Source organism: Streptomyces sp. NPDC007917 (genome assembly GCF_042959105.1).
Classification (GTDB): domain Bacteria; phylum Actinomycetota; class Actinomycetes; order Streptomycetales; family Streptomycetaceae; genus Streptomyces.
Genome location: NZ_JBIBKK010000003.1, coordinates 149678 through 166954 on the forward strand (window position 1 = coordinate 149678; position 17277 = coordinate 166954).

Annotated in this window: 14 protein-coding genes; 11 read left to right on the forward strand and 3 right to left on the reverse strand. The window is 72.6% G+C overall.

The annotated features are described in order from the left end of the window. The first annotated feature begins 42 nt into the window (after positions 1–42). From ACFZDL_RS06670 to ACFZDL_RS06680, 3 genes are all read left to right on the forward strand, one after another. On the forward strand, positions 43–384 hold the full coding sequence (locus ACFZDL_RS06670; protein WP_353593203.1) for an STAS domain-containing protein: 342 nt from the start codon (positions 43–45) through the stop codon (positions 382–384). 233 nt (positions 385–617) lie between these two features. Next, positions 618–4637, forward strand: coding sequence for a HAMP domain-containing protein (locus tag ACFZDL_RS06675; protein WP_353593204.1), 4020 nt, complete (start codon positions 618–620; stop codon positions 4635–4637). Further along, positions 4634–6958 (forward strand): SpoIIE family protein phosphatase, encoded by a 2325-nt coding sequence (locus tag ACFZDL_RS06680; protein WP_353593205.1) that lies wholly within the window; start codon positions 4634–4636, stop codon positions 6956–6958. Before ACFZDL_RS06675 ends, ACFZDL_RS06680 begins: the two co-directional genes overlap by 4 nt. Positions 6959–6981: 23 nt before the next feature. On the opposite strand, the gene ACFZDL_RS06685 is transcribed toward ACFZDL_RS06680, so the two are convergent. Then, positions 6982–7827: a SigB/SigF/SigG family RNA polymerase sigma factor gene (locus tag ACFZDL_RS06685; protein WP_391190710.1), complete on the reverse strand. Its 846-nt coding sequence runs from the start codon at positions 7825–7827 to the stop codon at positions 6982–6984. Between the two features lie 198 nt (positions 7828–8025). On the opposite strand from ACFZDL_RS06685, the gene ACFZDL_RS06690 reads away from it, so the two are divergent. From ACFZDL_RS06690 to ACFZDL_RS06725, 8 genes are all read left to right on the forward strand, one after another. Then, positions 8026–8418: an ATP-binding protein gene (locus ACFZDL_RS06690; protein ID WP_353593206.1), complete on the forward strand. Its 393-nt coding sequence runs from the start codon at positions 8026–8028 to the stop codon at positions 8416–8418. A gap of 135 nt (positions 8419–8553) precedes the next feature. Continuing rightward, positions 8554–8856 carry an urease subunit gamma gene (locus tag ACFZDL_RS06695; protein WP_353593207.1) on the forward strand — a complete coding sequence of 101 codons (303 nt, stop codon included), beginning with the start codon at positions 8554–8556 and terminating at the stop codon, positions 8854–8856. 15 nt (positions 8857–8871) lie between these two features. Beyond that, entirely contained in the window at positions 8872–9183 is a 312-nt protein-coding gene (locus ACFZDL_RS06700) for an urease subunit beta (RefSeq protein ID WP_353593208.1), read from the forward strand. Further along, positions 9176–10897 (forward strand): urease subunit alpha, encoded by a 1722-nt coding sequence (locus ACFZDL_RS06705; RefSeq protein WP_353593209.1) that lies wholly within the window; start codon positions 9176–9178, stop codon positions 10895–10897. The genes ACFZDL_RS06700 and ACFZDL_RS06705 overlap by 8 nt, the downstream gene beginning before the upstream one ends. Positions 10898–10931: 34 nt before the next feature. Then, positions 10932–11648: an urease accessory UreF family protein gene (locus ACFZDL_RS06710; protein ID WP_353593210.1), complete on the forward strand. Its 717-nt coding sequence runs from the start codon at positions 10932–10934 to the stop codon at positions 11646–11648. 141 nt (positions 11649–11789) lie between these two features. Then, the gene (gene ureG / locus ACFZDL_RS06715; RefSeq protein ID WP_353593211.1) at positions 11790–12500 is read left to right on the forward strand and encodes an urease accessory protein UreG; all 711 of its coding nucleotides are present in this window, start codon (positions 11790–11792) and stop codon (positions 12498–12500) included. Continuing rightward, positions 12497–13408 carry an urease accessory protein UreD gene (locus ACFZDL_RS06720; protein WP_353593212.1) on the forward strand — a complete coding sequence of 304 codons (912 nt, stop codon included), beginning with the start codon at positions 12497–12499 and terminating at the stop codon, positions 13406–13408. Before ureG ends, ACFZDL_RS06720 begins: the two co-directional genes overlap by 4 nt. A gap of 138 nt (positions 13409–13546) precedes the next feature. Then, positions 13547–15124 carry an alpha/beta hydrolase gene (locus ACFZDL_RS06725; protein ID WP_353593300.1) on the forward strand — a complete coding sequence of 526 codons (1578 nt, stop codon included), beginning with the start codon at positions 13547–13549 and terminating at the stop codon, positions 15122–15124. Positions 15125–15191: 67 nt separating this feature from the next. Here ACFZDL_RS06725 and ACFZDL_RS06730 read toward each other — a convergent pair whose 3' ends face one another. Both ACFZDL_RS06730 and ACFZDL_RS06735 read right to left on the reverse strand, forming a co-directional pair. Beyond that, positions 15192–16034 carry a TIGR02452 family protein gene (locus ACFZDL_RS06730; RefSeq protein ID WP_353593213.1) on the reverse strand — a complete coding sequence of 281 codons (843 nt, stop codon included), beginning with the start codon at positions 16032–16034 and terminating at the stop codon, positions 15192–15194. A 67-nt stretch (positions 16035–16101) separates the two neighbouring features. Continuing rightward, positions 16102–17148, reverse strand: a complete 1047-nt coding sequence (locus ACFZDL_RS06735) for an NAD-dependent epimerase/dehydratase family protein (protein ID WP_353593214.1) — start codon at positions 17146–17148, stop codon at positions 16102–16104. Positions 17149–17277: the final 129 nt, after the last annotated feature.

The following is a 17277-nucleotide window of genomic DNA, read 5'->3' on the forward strand; positions in this document are numbered from 1 at the left end:
CGGACGGGGCCGAGGACGGTCATCGAGGCTGGAGGGGTGTGCATGTCCGGTGGTTTCCGGGTCGACGCCGTCGCCGGGCAGGTGCTCGCGCTGCACGGTGAGCTCGACCTCGAAGGGGCGCCCGTCCTGGAGCGGGTCGCGGGCGAGGCGCTGGCGCGGCGGTCCGACCGGCTGGTCCTCGACTGTCGCGGGGTGACCTTCTGCGACTCCAGCGGGCTCAATGTGCTGCTGCGGCTCCACGGCCGGGCCGGGCGGGTGGGGGCCCGGCTGGTGCTCGCGGGGGTGCCGGAGAGCATGCGCCATGTGCTCCGGATCACCGAGACCGAGCGGCTGCTGGCCCTGGCCGGGACGGTCGACGAGGCTCTCACGCGACCCGTTCCGTGACGCCCTCCCGGAGCCCTTTATCACATTCTCCTCGTGCCCGGCCGGAGTTGTCACCAGGGCTTTCCCGCATGTCCGCCTTTGTGGTGGCGGCCGGGCTTCGCTGATAGTTGCTGGGCGGCAACTGTGGCAGTATGACGCTCAGAGCGCCTGATCACTTCCGTGTCGACGGCTCACCGGACCCGTGACCGCGGGGCGAGGCGGTGAGCGGACCGCTACATGAGGGGCGGAGAATCATGGCAGCGAGTTCCGGCGCGGGAAGGCGTACGACGACGCGTTCCGCGACCGGCCGGAGTGCCGGACCGGTCGCGGAACCGGAACTGAGGCAGTTGCTGGCCGGCCTCACGGCGGTCAGGGACGGCGACTTCGGCACCCGTCTGCCGGCCGACCGCGACGGGCTCCTGGGGGAGATCGCCGCCGTCTTCAACGGCATGGTGGACCAGCTGGCGCTGTTCACCTCCGAGGTGACCCGGGTGGCCCGGGAAGTGGGCGTCGAGGGCCGCCTCGGCGGTCAGGCCGAGGTGCCCGGCGTGGACGGCACCTGGAAGGACCTGACGGAGTCCGTCAACGCCATGGCGGGAAACCTGACCACTCAGGTGCGGGACATCGCCCAGGTCGCCACTGCGGTGGCCAAGGGCGATCTGACCCAGAAGATCACGGTCGAGGCCCGGGGCGAGATCCATGAGCTGAAGGACACCATCAACACGATGGTCGACGAGCTGTCGGCGTTCGCGGACGAGGTGACCCGGGTGGCCCGCGAGGTGGGCACCGAGGGCCGGCTCGGCGGGCAGGCGCGGGTCCCCGGCGTCGGCGGCACCTGGCGGGACCTGACCGACTCGGTCAACTTCATGGCCGGCAACCTCACCGCCCAGGTGCGGTCGATCGCCCGCGTGGCCACCGCCGTGGCCCAGGGTGATCTCACGAGCAAGATCGACGTGGACGCCCGCGGCGAGGTGCTGGCGCTGAAGACCACCATCAACACGATGGTCGACCAGCTGTCGGCGTTCGCGGACGAGGTGACCCGGGTGGCCCGCGAGGTGGGCACGGAGGGAAACCTCGGCGGGCAGGCCACCGTCAGGGGCGCCTTCGGCACCTGGAAGGACCTGACCGACAACGTCAACGTCATGGCGTCCAACCTCACCAGCCAGGTGCGGTCCATCTCCCAGGTGGCGACCGCGGTGGCCCGGGGCGATCTGTCGCAGAAGATCACCGTCGAGGCCAAGGGCGAGGTCGCGGCGCTCGCCGGGGTGATCAACACGATGGTCGACCAGCTGTCGGCGTTCGCGGACGAGGTCACCCGGGTCGCCCGTGAGGTCGGCACCGAGGGCATGCTCGGAGGGCAGGCGCAGGTGCCCCATGTGGCGGGCATCTGGAAGGACCTCACCGAGAACGTCAACTCCATGGCGAACAACCTGACCAATCAGGTGCGCAACATCGCCCAGGTGACCACGGCGGTGGCCCGGGGCGACCTCACCCGCAAGATCGACGTGGACGCGCGCGGCGAGATCCTGGAGCTGAAGACCACCATCAACACGATGGTCGACACGCTCTCCTCGTTCGCCGCCGAGGTGACCCGGGTGGCCCGCGAGGTGGGCAGCGAGGGACGGCTCGGCGGGCAGGCCGAGGTCGAGGGCGTCCACGGGACCTGGAAGCGGCTCACCGAGAACGTCAACGAGCTGGCCGGAAACCTGACCGGCCAGGTGAGGGCCATCGCCGAGGTCACCAGCGCCGTGGCCGAGGGCGATCTCACGCGCTCCATCACGGTCGACGCCTCCGGAGAGGTCGCCGACCTCAAGGACAACATCAACGCCATGGTGCGGTCCCTGCGCGAGACCACCCGCACCAACCAGGAGCAGGACTGGCTCAAGACCAACCTGGCCCTCGTCTCCGGGCTGACACAGGGCGGGCGCGAGCTGACGGCGGTCGCCGAGTCGGTCATGGACGAGCTGGTGCCGCTGGTCGGCGCCCAGTACGGCGGCTTCTACCTCGCCCGGGACACCCCGCAGGGCCCGGAGCTGCACCTGATCGGCTCCTACGGGCTGCCCGCCGGGGACGAGGACCGGCCCGTGCGGTTCCGGCTCGGTGAGTCGCTCGTCGGTCAGGCGGCCCGCAGCCGCCGCACCATCGCCATCGACGAACTCCCGCCCGGCTATGTCACCGTCTCCTCCGGCCTCGGCGCGGCCGAGGCGTCCAGCCTGATCGTGCTGCCCATCGCGGTCGAGGACCAGGTGCTCGGCGTCATCGAGGTGGCCTCGGTGACCCGGTTCACCGCCATCCACCGGGACTTCCTCCAACAGCTCGCGGAGATGATCGGTGTCAACATCAACACCATCGTCGCCAACGCCAGGACCGACGAGCTGCTGGAGGAGTCCCAGCGGCTGACCGCCGAACTCCAGGCGCGCTCCGAGGAGCTGCAGGCCCGCCAGGACGAGCTGCAGAGCTCCAACGCCGAACTGGAGGAGAAGGCGGCGCTCCTGGCGGCGCGGAACCGCGACATCGAGACCAAGACCCGGGAGATCGAACAGGCCCGCCAGGAGCTGGAGGAGCGGGCCCGGCAGCTGGCCCTTGCCTCCAAGTACAAGTCGGAGTTCCTGGCCAACATGAGCCACGAGCTGCGGACCCCCCTCAACAGCCTGCTGATCCTCGCCCAGCTCCTGGCGCAGAACCCGACCCGGAACCTCACGCCCAAGCAGGTGGAGTACGCGAGCGTGATCCACTCCGCCGGGTCCGACCTGCTCCAGCTGATCGACGACATCCTCGACCTGTCCAAGGTCGAGGCGGGCAGGATGGACATCAAGCCCGAGCGGGTGCCGCTGCGGCGCCTGCTCGACTACGTCGAAGCCACCTTCAGGCCCCTGACGGCCCAGAAGGGCCTGGAATTCCACATCAGCGTCTCGCCCGCCGTCCCCGACGAACTGGTGACGGACGACATCCGCATGCGCCAGGTCCTGCGCAACCTGCTGTCCAACGCGGTCAAGTTCACTGAGACCGGAGCGGTGGAGCTGCGTATCGCGCCCGCCGCCGAGACCGGTCTGCCCCAGCAGGTCCGCGAGCACGGGCCCGTGATCGCCTTCCGGGTCGTGGACACCGGGATAGGGATCGCCGAGCACCAGCTGGAAGCGATTTTCGGGGCGTTCCAGCAGTCGGACGGCACCCCGAGCCGCGCTTACGGCGGCACGGGCCTCGGCCTGTCCATCAGCAGGGAGATCGCCCATCTGCTCGGTGGTGCGGTACACGCCGCCAGCACTCTCGGCGAGGGCAGCACCTTCACCTTCTACCTGCCGGTCGAGCGCCACACCTCGCCCGGCGACACGCCACAGGCCGCGGACGCGCCGCGGCCCGCCCAGGAGCCGTCGGCCGCCGCCCGGCCCGGGCGGCGCGGTCTGCTCGTGGTCGAGGAGCGGCCGCGCGGTCTGCTGTCGCTGCTGGCCGAGAGCGTGGTCGACGGGGCGGCGGACCGCGACCGGACCGGGGACGCGCCGGGCCCGGTGCGGCTGCGCACCGCCGTCGGGCCGCAGGAAGCCGCCGCGGCGCTCGCCGCGGAGCCGTGCCACTGCGTGGTCCTGGACCTCGGCATGCCCGACGGGGCGGCCCTGCGGTTCCTCGAGGAACTGGGCCGGACCCCGGCCGCGGAACGGATCCCGGTGCTCGCCCACCACACAGAGCCGCTGGACCCCCACTGGGAGCGGCAGCTGGCGGACTGGTCCGAGGGCAGGGCGTGGGAACTGCTGCCGAGCCTCGACGAGCTGCGCCGGCGCATCGCGGTCCACATGACCCCCGACGCCCAGCCCCCGGTACCGCCCACCGCCCCGACCGACGTCCCGCGGGCCCGGCCCGCGGAGGCGGCACCGTCCGCGCAGACGGACCCGCCCGCGGACGACCTCGCCGGGCGGGTGGTCCTCGTCGTCGACGACGACAGCCGCAATGTGTACGCGCTCACCGGCATCCTCGAACTGCACGGCATGCGCGTCCTGCACGCCGAGAACGGACGCGAAGGCCTGGAGACACTGTCCCGGCACCCCGATGTCGAACTGCTGCTGATGGATGTGATGATGCCCGAGATGGACGGCCACTCCGCGACCGCGGCGATCCGGTCCATGCCCGAGTACGCCGACCTGCCGATCATCGCGGTGACCGCCAAGGCCATGGCGGGCGACCGGGAGAAGGCGCTGGCCGCCGGGGCGAACGACTACATCACCAAGCCGCTGGACGCCGACGCGCTCGTGACCCGCATCCGCCGCTGGCTGCACCGGTGAGCGGGTGCGAACAGGGCCTGGACGCGCTGGCCGCCACGGTGGCGCGGCTGCGCCATGAACTCGCCGCGGCACAGCAGACGGCCGACGCGCGGTCACTGATCGGCATCGCCACCGGCATCCTGGTCGAGCGCGGCCACGGCGGCCCGACGGCGGCCGCCCACCATTTGGAGGAGCTGGCGGAGACCGCCGGGCTCCCGCTTCTGGAGCTGGCCGCGGACATCGTCAACGGGGCGGCCGGGGACGAGGTCGCCGAGGCCCTGCCCAGCCGCGCCACGTCCCCCGACGACAAGAGCCCCACCCCGCCCGCCGTCCTGCGGCTGCGGTCGGCCGAGGCCGGCGCGCTCACCGAGGACCCCCAGTCCGTGGTGGACACCCTGATCGAGCAGGTGCTCGCCCCGCTCGGGGCGAGCGCGGTGGCGCTGTGGACCGTGGCCTCCGGCGGCGCCCTGACCCTCGTCGGACACGCGGGTTTCCCTGGGGGCGAGGCGGCACGCTGGCGTTATGTGCCGCCCGGCATCGGCGTCCCCGCCCAGCGCGCCGTGACCGAACGCCACTCCCAGTGGTTCGGGGAGCTGCCCCCCGAGGTGCCGGGGATAGGGAAGCACCACGGCAGCGACGGTGCCCGAGCCGTGCTTCCGGCCGAGCTCGCCGGCCGCATCCTCGGCGTGCTGGAGGTGTGCTGGCCCCACCCCCGCCCCCCGCTGCCCTCTCCGGTCAGCCGCCAGCTGAACGCGCTGGCCGACCTGTGCGCCCACACCCTGCCCGACTCCCAGGCAGCCGCGGCCGGCACCGCCGAGGACCCGGTGGTCCCGGCGAACGCCCTGATGGAGCTGGCCGACGGCCTGCTCGACCCGGTGCTGGTCCTGCGCCCCCTGCTCGACGGGCACGACCACGTGGTCGACTTCGACATCGCGTACGCCAACGAGCGCTTCGTCGATCCGGCCGGCCGGCCGCGCTCCATGATCACGGGCACGCGGCTGCTGGAGGCGTATCCGCTCACCGCCCGCGAAGGCGGACTGTATGGACACGCGCTGCGGGTCCACGCGACGGGGGAACCGTTCCGCGCGGAGCGGACGGCCCTGAGCGTCCTGGCCGGCGACGCCTCCTTCACCGGGATCGTCACGGTGGGCATGGGCCGGTACGGGGACGCGGTGCTGCTCACCTGGCGGCTGGAGAGCGAGGCCGCCCGGCTCGCCTCCCTGCTGGAGCACGTCCAGCGCCTCGGCCGGATCGGCGGCTTCCAGCAGGACACGATCGGCGGCGAGGTCCTCTGGGACAGCCAGCTCTTCTCGATCTTCGAGCTGCCGCCCACGGCCGCACCCGTTCCGGTGGAGCGGCTGGCCGAACACGCGCACCCCGACGACTCCGTGCCCATCGGCCGGTTCCTGCGCACACTGCTGCACCACCGCCACTCCGCGTCCACGGATTTCCGGCTCCGGCGAGCCGACGGGTCGGTGCGCCACATCCGCGTCGTCGCCGAGCCGGTGGCCGATCAGGCCGGCAGGCTGCTCGCGGTGCGCGGGGCCTACCAGGACTTCTCGGCCCAGCACTGGACGGAAGTGGCGCTGGCGGCCACGCGCGACAAGCTCGCCGACACCGAGCAGCAGGCCGCTGAACGCAACCGCCTGGCCCTCCAGCTCCAGCGGGCCATCATGCCGTCGTCCCCGGCCCCGGTCGACATCACCGGGCTGCACGTGGCGGTCCGCTACCGCCCGGCCGAGGAGGGACACCTGGTGGGCGGCGACTGGTACGACGCCGTGGTCCTGCCCGGCAAGAAGGTGCTGCTGGCGGTCGGCGACGTGGCCGGCCACGGCATCGAGGCGGCCACCGGGATGGTGGTCCTGCGCAACGCGCTGCGCGGACTGGCCACGACCGGATGCGGCCCGGCCCAACTGCTGGGCTGGCTGAACAGCGTGGCCCACCATCTCACCGAGCATGTGACGGCCACCGCGGTCTGCGGCATCTACGACCCCTCGACCCAGACGCTGCGGTGGGCGCGGGCCGGTCACCCGCCACCCGTCCTGATCCACGACGGAACCGCCACCGCCCTCCCGCTGCCGGGCGGGATCCTGCTCGGCGCCGTCGCGGAGGCCCGGTACGAGGAACACCGGATCTCCCTGTCGTCCGGGGACCGGCTGCTGATGTACACCGACGGGCTGATCGAGCGGCGGGACACGTCCGTGGAGAAGTCGCTCGAACAACTGCTGGCCATCGCCGGCGCGGCCACGCCGGAGCTCGCGGAACACCTGGACCTCCTGCTGACGCACGCGCGGTCCGACACCGACGACGACACCTGTCTGATCGGGATCGATGTGAGCTGAACCCGCGAGCCGAGCCCGGCATCTCAGGCGGGCAGCAGCCTGGCGCGCAGTCGGCCGATGGTCCGGGTCAGCAGGCGCGAGACATGCATCTGGGAGACGCCGAGCCGCTCGCCGATCTGCGCCTGGGTGAGCTCGTCGACGAACCGCATATGGAGCAGCCGCCGGTCCCGGTCGCCGAGTTCGGCGATCAGCGGTGCCAGCGCGTGGTAGTTCTCGACGAGCTCCAGGGAGGGGTCGTCGGCGCCGATGAAGTCGGCCAGCACGGACTCCCCGTCCTGGCCGTCGCCGCCCAACGTGGCGTCCAGGGAGGCGCTGCTCTTGCCGTTCGACGCTATCCGCGCCTCGATGACCTCGTCCTCCGTCAGGTCCATCAGCGCCGCCAGCTCGCTCACCGTGGGAGTGCGCCCGAGGCGCGAAGCGAGCTCGTCCGTCGCCTTCATGAGCTCGACGCGGGCCTCCTGGAGCCGCCGCGGCACATGGACCGCCCAGGTCGAGTCCCTGAAGAACCGTTTGATCTCGCCCACGATGTAGGGCACGGCGAAGGTGGTGAACTCCACCTCGCGGGACAGGTCGAAGCGGTCGATCGCCTTGATGAGACCGATCATGCCGACCTGGACGATGTCCTCCATCTCTTCGCTACGGCCGCGGAAGCGCCGCGAGGCGAACCGGACCAGCGACATGTTCATCTCGATGAGGGTGTTGCGCACGTAGGCGTACTCGTGCGTGCCCTCCTCAAGGGTCGTCAGCTGGTCGAAGAGGGACTTGGACAACGCCCGGGCGTCCCTCGGCGCGACGCTTCGCGGATCGACATCGTGCGGCAATCCCGTCAGGCTGGTTTCGTTCGCCGTGGACATGCTCGCCGCGGACATCGTCATAACCCCTCCCTGCTCTGGCCGGACCGGACGCCGATTGGTCGTGGGGCGCTTCTGTCCAACGAATCGCGGGTTATGCCTACGATTTCGGTCACAGCCCTCGGGCTCCGCCTGCCCGGCGAGGCGGGTGAGTGAGCGCGGCGTCGCCGGGAAGCCGGAGAGGAAGGGCGAACCAGACCGCCGGAGGGAGGCCAAGTGACCACCGTCGACCGACACATGTCGGTGCTCCCCAGCCCGGGCACCGCCGCGGTGGCACGCGATGCCGTGCGGAAGCTGCTCAGCCGGCACCGGCCCCCGGTGCCCGCCCGGACGCTCACCGACGCGTTGCTCCTCACCTCCGAGCTGGCCACCAACGCACTGCGCCACGCCGGCGGGATCACCGTCTTCGGATGCGAGGTGCAGGGGAACCGGCTCGAGATCACGGTCGAGGACGCCAGCGACGCCCTCCCCACGGCCCGCCCCCCGAACGACCCGTCCGTACCCGGCGGCCACGGCTGGCCCATGGTGTGCATGCTGGCCTCCGAGGTGACGGTGAGCGCGCTCCCCGGCGGCGGCAAGCGCATACGAGCCTTCCTGCCGCTGAGCTGACCACCACCCCGGCGAGCCGCGGAAACGAGGCCCGCCGGGCAGCTCGGCCCGCTCGTGCCAGTTAACGCGGTGGAAACGCCGCGGATCTAGGGTCCGTCCTTAGAAGAGGGCCGGGACGAGTGTGAGGTGGGAAGCGTGCAATTGACCCCGCACGAGCAGGAACGACTGCTCATCCATGTGGCCGCCGACGTGGCCGGGAAGCGGCGGGCCCGGGGAGTGCTCCTCAACCACCCGGAGGCCGTCGCGCTGATCACCGCGCACATCCTGGAGGGCGCCCGCGACGGCCGTACGGTCGCCGAGCTCATGGCCTCGGGCCGTAAGGTGCTCACCCGCGAGGAGGTCATGGAGGGCATCCCCGAGATGATCCACGACGTCCAGGTCGAGGCCACCTTCCCGGACGGCACCAAGCTCGTCACCGTCCACCAGCCCATAGCCTGACGGAGGGCGCCTCCCGTGATACCCGGAGAGATCCTGCACGCCGACGAGCCGATCAGCCTCAACGAAGGCCGCCCCGTCACCCGCCTCACCGTGCTCAACGCCGCCGACCGGCCCGTCCAGGTCGGCTCCCACTACCACTTCGCCGAGGCGAACCCCGGCCTCGACTTCGACCGCGCCGCCGCCCACGGCAAGCGCCTGCACATCGCCGCAGGCACCGCCGTGCGCTTCGAGCCCGGTATCCCCGTCGAGGTCGAGCTGGTCCCGATAGCGGGCGAACGCGTCGTACCGGGGCTGCGTGGCGAGACAGGAGGGCCGCTCGATGACTGAACTCAGCCGCGCCGCGTACGCGGATCTCTTCGGGCCGACCGCCGGGGATCGTATACGGCTCGCCGACACCGACCTCCTCATCGAGATCGAGGAGGACCGCGCCGGCGGCCCCGGCCGGGCCGGGGACGAAGCGGTCTTCGGCGGCGGCAAGGTGATCCGCGAGTCCATGGGCCAGTCCCGCGCCACGCGCGCCGAAGGGGCCCCCGACACCGTGATCACCGGCGCCGTGATCCTGGACCACTGGGGCGTCGTCAAGGCCGACGTCGGTCTGCGCGACGGCCGGATCACCGGGATCGGCAAGGCGGGGAACCCGGACACCATGGACGGCGTCCACCCCGACCTCGTCATCGGGCCGGAGACCGAGGTCATCGCCGGCAACGGCAAGATCCTCACCGCCGGGGCCATCGACGCCCACGTCCACTTCATCTCCCCGACCATCGCCGACGAGGCGCTTGCGGCGGGCATCACCACCCTGGTCGGCGGCGGCACCGGACCAGCCGAGGGCACCAAGGCGACCACCATCACGCCGGGCCCCTGGCATCTGGCCCGGATGTTCGAGGCGCTGGAGGGCCACCCCGTCAACATCGGGCTGCTCGGCAAGGGCAACACCGTCTCGCGCGAGGCGATGTACTCCCAGCTGCGGGGCGGCGCCCTCGGATTCAAGATCCATGAGGACTGGGGAGCCACCCCCGCCGCCATCGACGCGTGCCTGGGGGTGTGCGAGGAGAGCGGCGCCCAACTCGCCATCCACACCGACACGCTCAACGAGGCGGGCTTCGTCGGCGACACCCTCGCCGCCATCGCCGGGCGTTCCATCCACGCGTACCACACCGAGGGCGCGGGCGGCGGGCATGCGCCGGACATCATCACCGTGGTGTCCCAGCCGAACGTGCTGCCCAGCTCCACCAACCCCACCCGCCCGCACACCGTCAACACCGTCGACGAACACCTCGACATGCTGATGGTCTGCCACCACCTCAACCCCGCCGTCCCCGAGGACCTCGCCTTCGCCGAGTCCCGCATCCGGCCGAGCACCATCGCGGCCGAGGACATCCTGCACGACCTCGGCGCCGTCTCGATCATCTCGTCCGACTCCCAGGCCATGGGGCGGGTCGGTGAGGTCGTGCTGCGCACCTGGCAGACCGCGCACGTCATGAAGCGCCGGCGCGGCGCCCTGCCCGGCGACGGCCGCGCCGACAACCACCGGGCGCGTCGCTATGTCGCCAAATACACCATCAATCCGGCCGTCGCCCAGGGCCTGGACCACGAGATCGGCTCCGTGGAGACCGGGAAGCTCGCCGATCTGGTGCTGTGGGACCCGGCGTTCTTCGGCGTCAAGCCGCAGCTGGTCATCAAGGGCGGGCAGATCGCGTACGCGCAGATGGGCGACGCCAACGCGTCCATCCCCACCCCGCAGCCGGTCCTGCCGCGCCCCATGTTCGGCGCGATCGGCCGCGCCCCGGCCGCGAACTCGGTCAACTTCGTCACGCAGACCGCGCTCGACGACGGCCTGGCGCAGCGGCTCGGCCTCGGCAAGCGGTTCGCCCCGATCCGCAGCACGCGCGGCGTCACCAAGGCCGATATGCGGGAGAACGACGCCCGCCCACGTGTCGAGGTCGACCCCGACACCTTCACGGTGACCATCGACGGGGAGCCGGTCGAACCGGCCCCGGCGGCGGAACTGCCCATGGCCCAGCGCTATTTCCTCTTCTGAGGTGAACGGGCCTTCTGAGGTGAACGTGCCGACCATGCCTGTGCCCGAGGGCGCCGCGACCTCCCCGGGCGGGCCCGCCGCCCGGGCGGCCCTGCTCGTCCTCGCCGACGGCCGGTTCCCCGCCGGAGGCCATGCGCACTCCGGCGGTGCCGAGGCCGCCGTCAAGGCGGGCCGGATCCGGGACGCGGCGTCGCTCGAGGAGTTCTGCCGGGGCCGGCTGCACACCGCCGGGCTCACCGCGGCCGGGCTCGCCGCCGCGGCCGCCGCCGGGCTCGACCCGCTCCTGCTCGACGAGGCCGCCGACGCCCGCACCCCGGCCCCCGCGCTGCGCGCCACCGCGCGGCGGCTCGGCCGCCAGATGATGCGCGCCGCACGGGCCACCTGGCCGGGTCCTGAGCTCGACGCCCTCGCCACCGCCCGCCCGCGCGGCGCCCACCAGCCGATCGTCCTCGGCCTCGCCGCGCGCGCCGCCGGGGCGAGCCCGCAGGACGCCGCGCACATCGCCGCGTACGAGTCGGTCAGCGGGCCCGCGACCGCCGCCGTACGGCTGCTGAGCCTGAATCCCTTCGACGCCACCGCCGTGCTCGCCCGCCTCGTCCCCGAGCTCGACCAGGTCGCGGCGCGGGCCGCCCAAGCGGCCGTCCGCGCCCTCGACGAGGGCCCGGACGCGCTGCCCGCAGCCTCCGCGCCGCTGCTCGACATCACCGCCGAAGCGCATGCGGCCTGGCCCGTACGCCTCTTCGCCTCGTAGGAGCCGCCAAGCCGCCACAGCCGTCGAGCCGCCACTGCCGCCAAGCCGCCACAGCCGCAGCGCCACAGCACCGCCGCAGGCGCCGCGGCGGCGGTGCACGCCCCGCCCAAGCCCCGCCCCTGAGCAACCCCCGGAGCCGTCATGCATCTCGACCACGCGGACACCGACGTCTACCCGCAGCGCCACACCTACAGCGCCGCCGACCCCCGCCGCCCCGACGGCACCCGCCGCGCCCTGCGCATCGGCCTCGGCGGCCCGGTGGGTTCCGGGAAGACCGCGACCGTCGCCGCGCTGTGCCGGGCGCTGCGCGACGAGCTGTCCATCGGCGTGGTCACCAACGACATCTACACCCGCGAGGACGCCGAGTTCCTGCTGCGCAACGCCGTCCTGCCGGCGGAGCGCATCACGGCCGTGGAGACCGGTGCCTGCCCGCACACCGCGATCCGCGACGACATCTCCGCCAACCTCGAGGCGATCGAGGACCTCGAGGACGCCGCCGGTCCGCTCGGCGGCCTCGACATCGTCTTCGTCGAGTCCGGCGGCGACAACCTCACCGCGACGTTCTCCAAGGGACTGGTCGACGCCCAGATCTTCGTCATCGACGTCGCGGGCGGCGACGACATCCCGCGCAAGGGCGGCCCCGGCGTAACCACCGCCGACCTCCTGGTCGTCAACAAGACCGACCTCGCGCCGTATGTCGGCTCCGACCTGGAGGGCATGGCCCACGACGCACGCGCCCAGCGCGGCGATCTGCCCGTCGCCTTCACGTCCCTGGTCGCCGAGAACGGCGTCAAGCCGGTCGCGGACTGGGTACGCGACCAACTGGCCGCCTGGACGGCGGCCGACGCATGACGGCGCCCCCGCCCCCGCTCCACACATCCGGCCCGCGCCCCACACCCCCCACCCCAGGCGTATCCCTCCCCGCCCCGGACCTGCCGACCCCCACCTCCGGCGTCCGCGCCCTCGCCCGCATCGTCGCCGAGGCGGACGGGCGGGGCGGGACCGGGCTGCCCGTGCTCGTCGGGGACGGGCCGCTCGCGTTGCGGCGGACCCGGGCGGTGGGGGCCGAGGCGCGGGTGACCCTGGTGGGGGCGATGAGCGCTCCGCTCGGTGGGGACCGGCTCGCTCTCGATGTGGTGGTGGGGCCGGGGGCGCGGCTGTGTGTCGGTTCGGCGGCGGCGACCATCGCGCTGCCCGGACGGTCGGGCGAGCCCGCCCGCTACGACGTACGGCTCACCGTCGGCGACGGCGCGACGCTGTGCTGGCATCCCGAGCCGCTCATCTCGGCGCGCGGCAGCGACCTGCGGATGACCTGCCGCGTCGAGCTCGCCCCCACCGCCCGTCTGGCGCTCCGCGAGGAGCAGGTCCTCGGCCGGGCAGGAGAGCCGCCGGGCCGGCTGACGACCCGTCTGACGGTGCACCGGGCCGGGCGGCCGCTGCTGGACCAGGAGCTCGGCTACGGGCCGGGGACGGCCGGCTGGGACGGCGGGGCGGTCCTCGGCGGACATCGGGCGGCGGGTCAGCTCCTGTTCGTCGACCCGGCGTTCGAGGAGCGGCCGGTGCCTGTCCGGCAGCTCGGCGAGACGGCGGTGCTCACTCCGCTGGCGGGACCCGCCGCGCTGGTCACCGCGGTGGCGCCGGACGCGCTGCGGCTGCGGAGGCTGTGGGAGGGGGTGGCCGGCGGCGGTGTGCGTGGCGATGTGCCCGGGTGGTGCGAGGCCGCTCAAGGGGCCGCCGATGGCAGGATGTTCATGGATTGACAAAGAAACGCTGATTTCATGCTTTGCCCTGTACCGACCGGTCGGTGAGGCGCGAGGATCCTCTTGACACTCTGTGATCATCGCCGCCACAGCGCGGCGCGAACCAGCAGGGGGATTACCCACGTGAGACGTACAGCAATGCTCGGCGCGGCCGGCGGCGTGCTGACCGGGGCGCTGATAGCCGGCGCCCTGGCCACACCCATGGCCAGCGCGAAGGGGCGTACGCCGGGGGGAGCAGCGGAGGCGCGTGGCGTTCAGATCGCCGCGGCCAAGGCCGCGGCAGCGGGCATCGACTGGCAGGACTGCCCGGTCGACTGGGGCCTGGAGAAGCCCATCCAGTGCGGCTACGTGACGGTCCCGCTCGACTACGCCAAGCCGCACGGCCGCACCATCAAGCTCGCCGTGGACCGGATCGGCAACACGGGGAGTGCCGGCGAGCGCCAGGGTGCGCTGATCTACAACCCGGGCGGGCCCGGCGGCTCCGGCCTGAAGTTCCCGCGCCGGGTCACCACCAAGAACCCGCTGTGGACGAAGACCTCGAAGGCGTACGACTTCGTCGGCTTCGACCCGCGCGGGGTCGGCCACTCCGCCGCCATCTCCTGCGTCGACCCGCAGGAGTACGTCAAGGCGCCGAAGCCGGACCCGGTGCCGGACAGCGAGGCGGACAAGCGCGCACAGCGCAAGCTCGCCCGGGAGTACGCGCAGGGCTGCGCGGAGCGCAGCGGAGGGATGCTGCCGTACATGACGACGCCCAACACGGCTCGTGACATCGACGTCATCCGGGCCGCGCTGGGCGAGAAGAAGCTCAACTACCTCGGCGTGTCCTACGGCACCTACATCGGGGGCGTGTACGCGACGCTCTTCCCGACGCATGTGCGCCGCATGATCGTCGACAGCGTGGTCAACCCGTCGCGGGAGAAGATCTGGTACCAGGCCAACCTGGACCAGGACGTCGCCTTCGAGACCCGCTGGAAGGACTGGACGGCGTGGGTCGCCAAGAACGACGCGACCTACCACATCGGCGACACCCAGGCGAAGGTCCTCAAGCAGTGGGAGACGCTGCGCGCGGCCGCCAAGAAGCACCCGATCGGCGGGGTCGTCGGCCCGGCCGAGCTGGTGGGCTTCTTCCAGAGCGCGCCGTACTACGACTCCTCCTGGGCCCCGGTCGCCGCGGTGTGGAGCGCCTATCTCGCCGGTGACGAGAAGCAGCTGGTCGAGGCCGCGGGCCCGGATCTGTCCGACACCGCGGGCAACATCGCCTCGGAGAACGGCAACGCCGTCTACACGGCGGTGGAGTGCGCCGACGCCAAGTGGCCGACCAGCTGGCGCACCTGGGACCGGGACAACACCCGGCTGCACAAGGACTACCCGTTCATGACCTGGGCGAACGCCTGGATGAACCTGCCGTGTGCCACCTGGTACGCCCCGCAGCAGACCCCGCTGGAGGTCGGCGCGGACAAGGGGCTGCCCAAGACGCTCATCGTGCAGAGCACGCGCGACGCCGCCACCCCGTACGACGGCGCCGTCGAACTGCACAAGCGGCTGAAGGGCTCACGTCTGATCACCGAGAAGGACGCGGGCTCGCACGGTGTGACCGGCCTGGTCAACCCGTGCGTCAACGACCGGGTGGACGCCTATCTGCTGAAGGGAACGGTGGACGCCGCGGATGTGACGTGCGGCCCGCACGCCACGCCCGTTCCGGCCGCCGCGAAGTAGCCGGCACCGGCCGAGGCCCGGGTCCCGCTTCGGGGGTACGCACCCCCAAAGCGGGACCCAGGGTCCGTCAGCGCCCGAAAACGTCGGCGAACGCGGCCCGCGTCGGCGAGTCCGCGCGGCGGTCGAGCACGGCGAAGACGACCCGCTCGAAACGCCCGGCGAAGCGCCCCGGGGCCACCAGATGGGCGCGGAACGCCTCGGCCACCGCCGCCGGGTCGTTCCGGAACACCCCGCACCCCCAGGCGCCCAGCACGAGGTGGCGGTACCCGTGCGCGACGGCCACCTCCAGCACCCGCCCGGCGCGCGAGGCCAGCGCCCCGGGAAGGCGCGAGGTGTCCATGCCCCGCTGCGCGACGACCCCGGCGTTCGGCGCGGCCGAGGTCAGGAAGCCGACCTCGTACCAGGCGTCGAGCAGGGCGCCCCGGTCGTCACGGAAGACCGGCACGCCGGGGGAGTGGATGACCCGGTCGCTGTAGAAGGGGCTCGGGTCGGCCCGGTGCGCCGCGTAGAACTCCGGTGCGGCGCGCAGGCACGCGTACAGCGCCGAGGCCCGGCACAGGGCCTCCTCCTGAGCCTGGGCGCCGTTGAGGTAGCCGCCGCCGGGGTTGCGGGCGGAGGCGAAGTTCAGCACCGCCACGGCCCCGTCGGCCCCGTCTCCTTCGCCCACCAGCCTGCGCGCTGCCTCCAGGCTGCTCTCCCCGGTGACCTCGAACCGCGTGTCGCGGTCCTCGGCGGGGGCGGGGCCGCGTCGGCTCGCCACCGTGTGCGCCGGCTCGTGGAGACGCGTTCCCCCGATCGCACGCTCGATGTGCTCGGCGAGACGGACTTCGTGTCCGCTCGGTGTCGTATAGCCGCCCTCGGCGACGATCCGCTCCGTCTCACCGGCGATCGCGCGCAACCGCCCGCTCATCCGCTCATCTCCGTGTCTTTGTGCATCGGTGCGAGGCTACGTGCCGGGTGATCACGGCGCGACGGAATTACCGCCCGCCCTCGGCCAGCCACGCGTCCTCCGCGGCGTAGTCGAAGAGATCGCGCGGGTACGCCTTCGACAGGAGCGGGAACACCTCCCGCCAGCCGCGGCCGTCCGCCAGCTGACCGGCCGTCCACTCCACCGTCTCCGGCAGCGATTCGGCGTATCCGGTCGCCGCCCGGTAGCCCAGCTCGCGCTCCGCCGCCGAAATGTCCATCACCAGCGGCAGGGCCGTGCTCCAGGGGGTCTGTCCCAGGCCCGGGCGCGGCGGCTCGCCGTCGATGGTGATCAGCTCGCTGGTGGCGCCCATCGCCGCGTCCACCGCGGCCGCGATCTCGGCGACCGTCGGCGCCTGGGGGTCGCCCGCGTTGAGCGCTCGGGAGCCGGGCTTGCGGGCGGCCAGGCGGATCAGCTCGGCGAGGTTGTCCACGTGCACCGGGTGGAACCGGCTCGCACCTCCGTGGGCGAGGAGGCGCACCGGCCGCCCGTCGAGCACCCGCTTGACGAAGTACGCCTCGCGGGGCAGGGGGCTGTACGGGCCGTGGATCGCCCCGGCGCGCAGCAGCGTGGTCGGCAGCCGGTCCCCGGCGTTCAGCAGCTCCTGCTCCAGCGCGGCCTTGGCCGTGGCGTAGGTGGCGTCGCCCGGCGCGACGGTCGGCTGCGACTCGGGGATCGGCACCGGGTAGTGCGGGAAGCCGTCCGGCTCGCCCTGGGTGTCGAAGCCGCGGCCCCGGTCGTCCTGGTACACGGCGCAGCTGGAGATCACCACCGCCGAGCCGATCCGGTCCGCGAGGCCGAGCAACTGCCCGGCGTGGCGCGTCCCGTAGGCCACACAGTCCAGCAGCACATCGCAGCCGTCCCCGAGGGCCGCAGCCAGCGCGGCGTCGTCCTCCCGGTCCACGGTCACGGTCTCCACGTCCTCGGGCCATCGCTGGTCGCGGCCGCCGCCGCGCGAGGCGGCCCGCACCTCCCATCCGTCCGCGGCGAGCGCGCGCACCGCCGCCCGCCCGATCTGTCCCGACGCCCCGATCACATATGCGTTTCCCCTGCTCATGCCCGGACGCTACGAGTCCCCCGGGGCCCGTGCCAGGCCCGTTCGCCCTGCGCTGATCTGCTCTGGGCAGAGCGGCCCCAAGGCTCAAAAGAGTTCGAAGAGGCAATGAAAATGAAAGAACCTGATCGA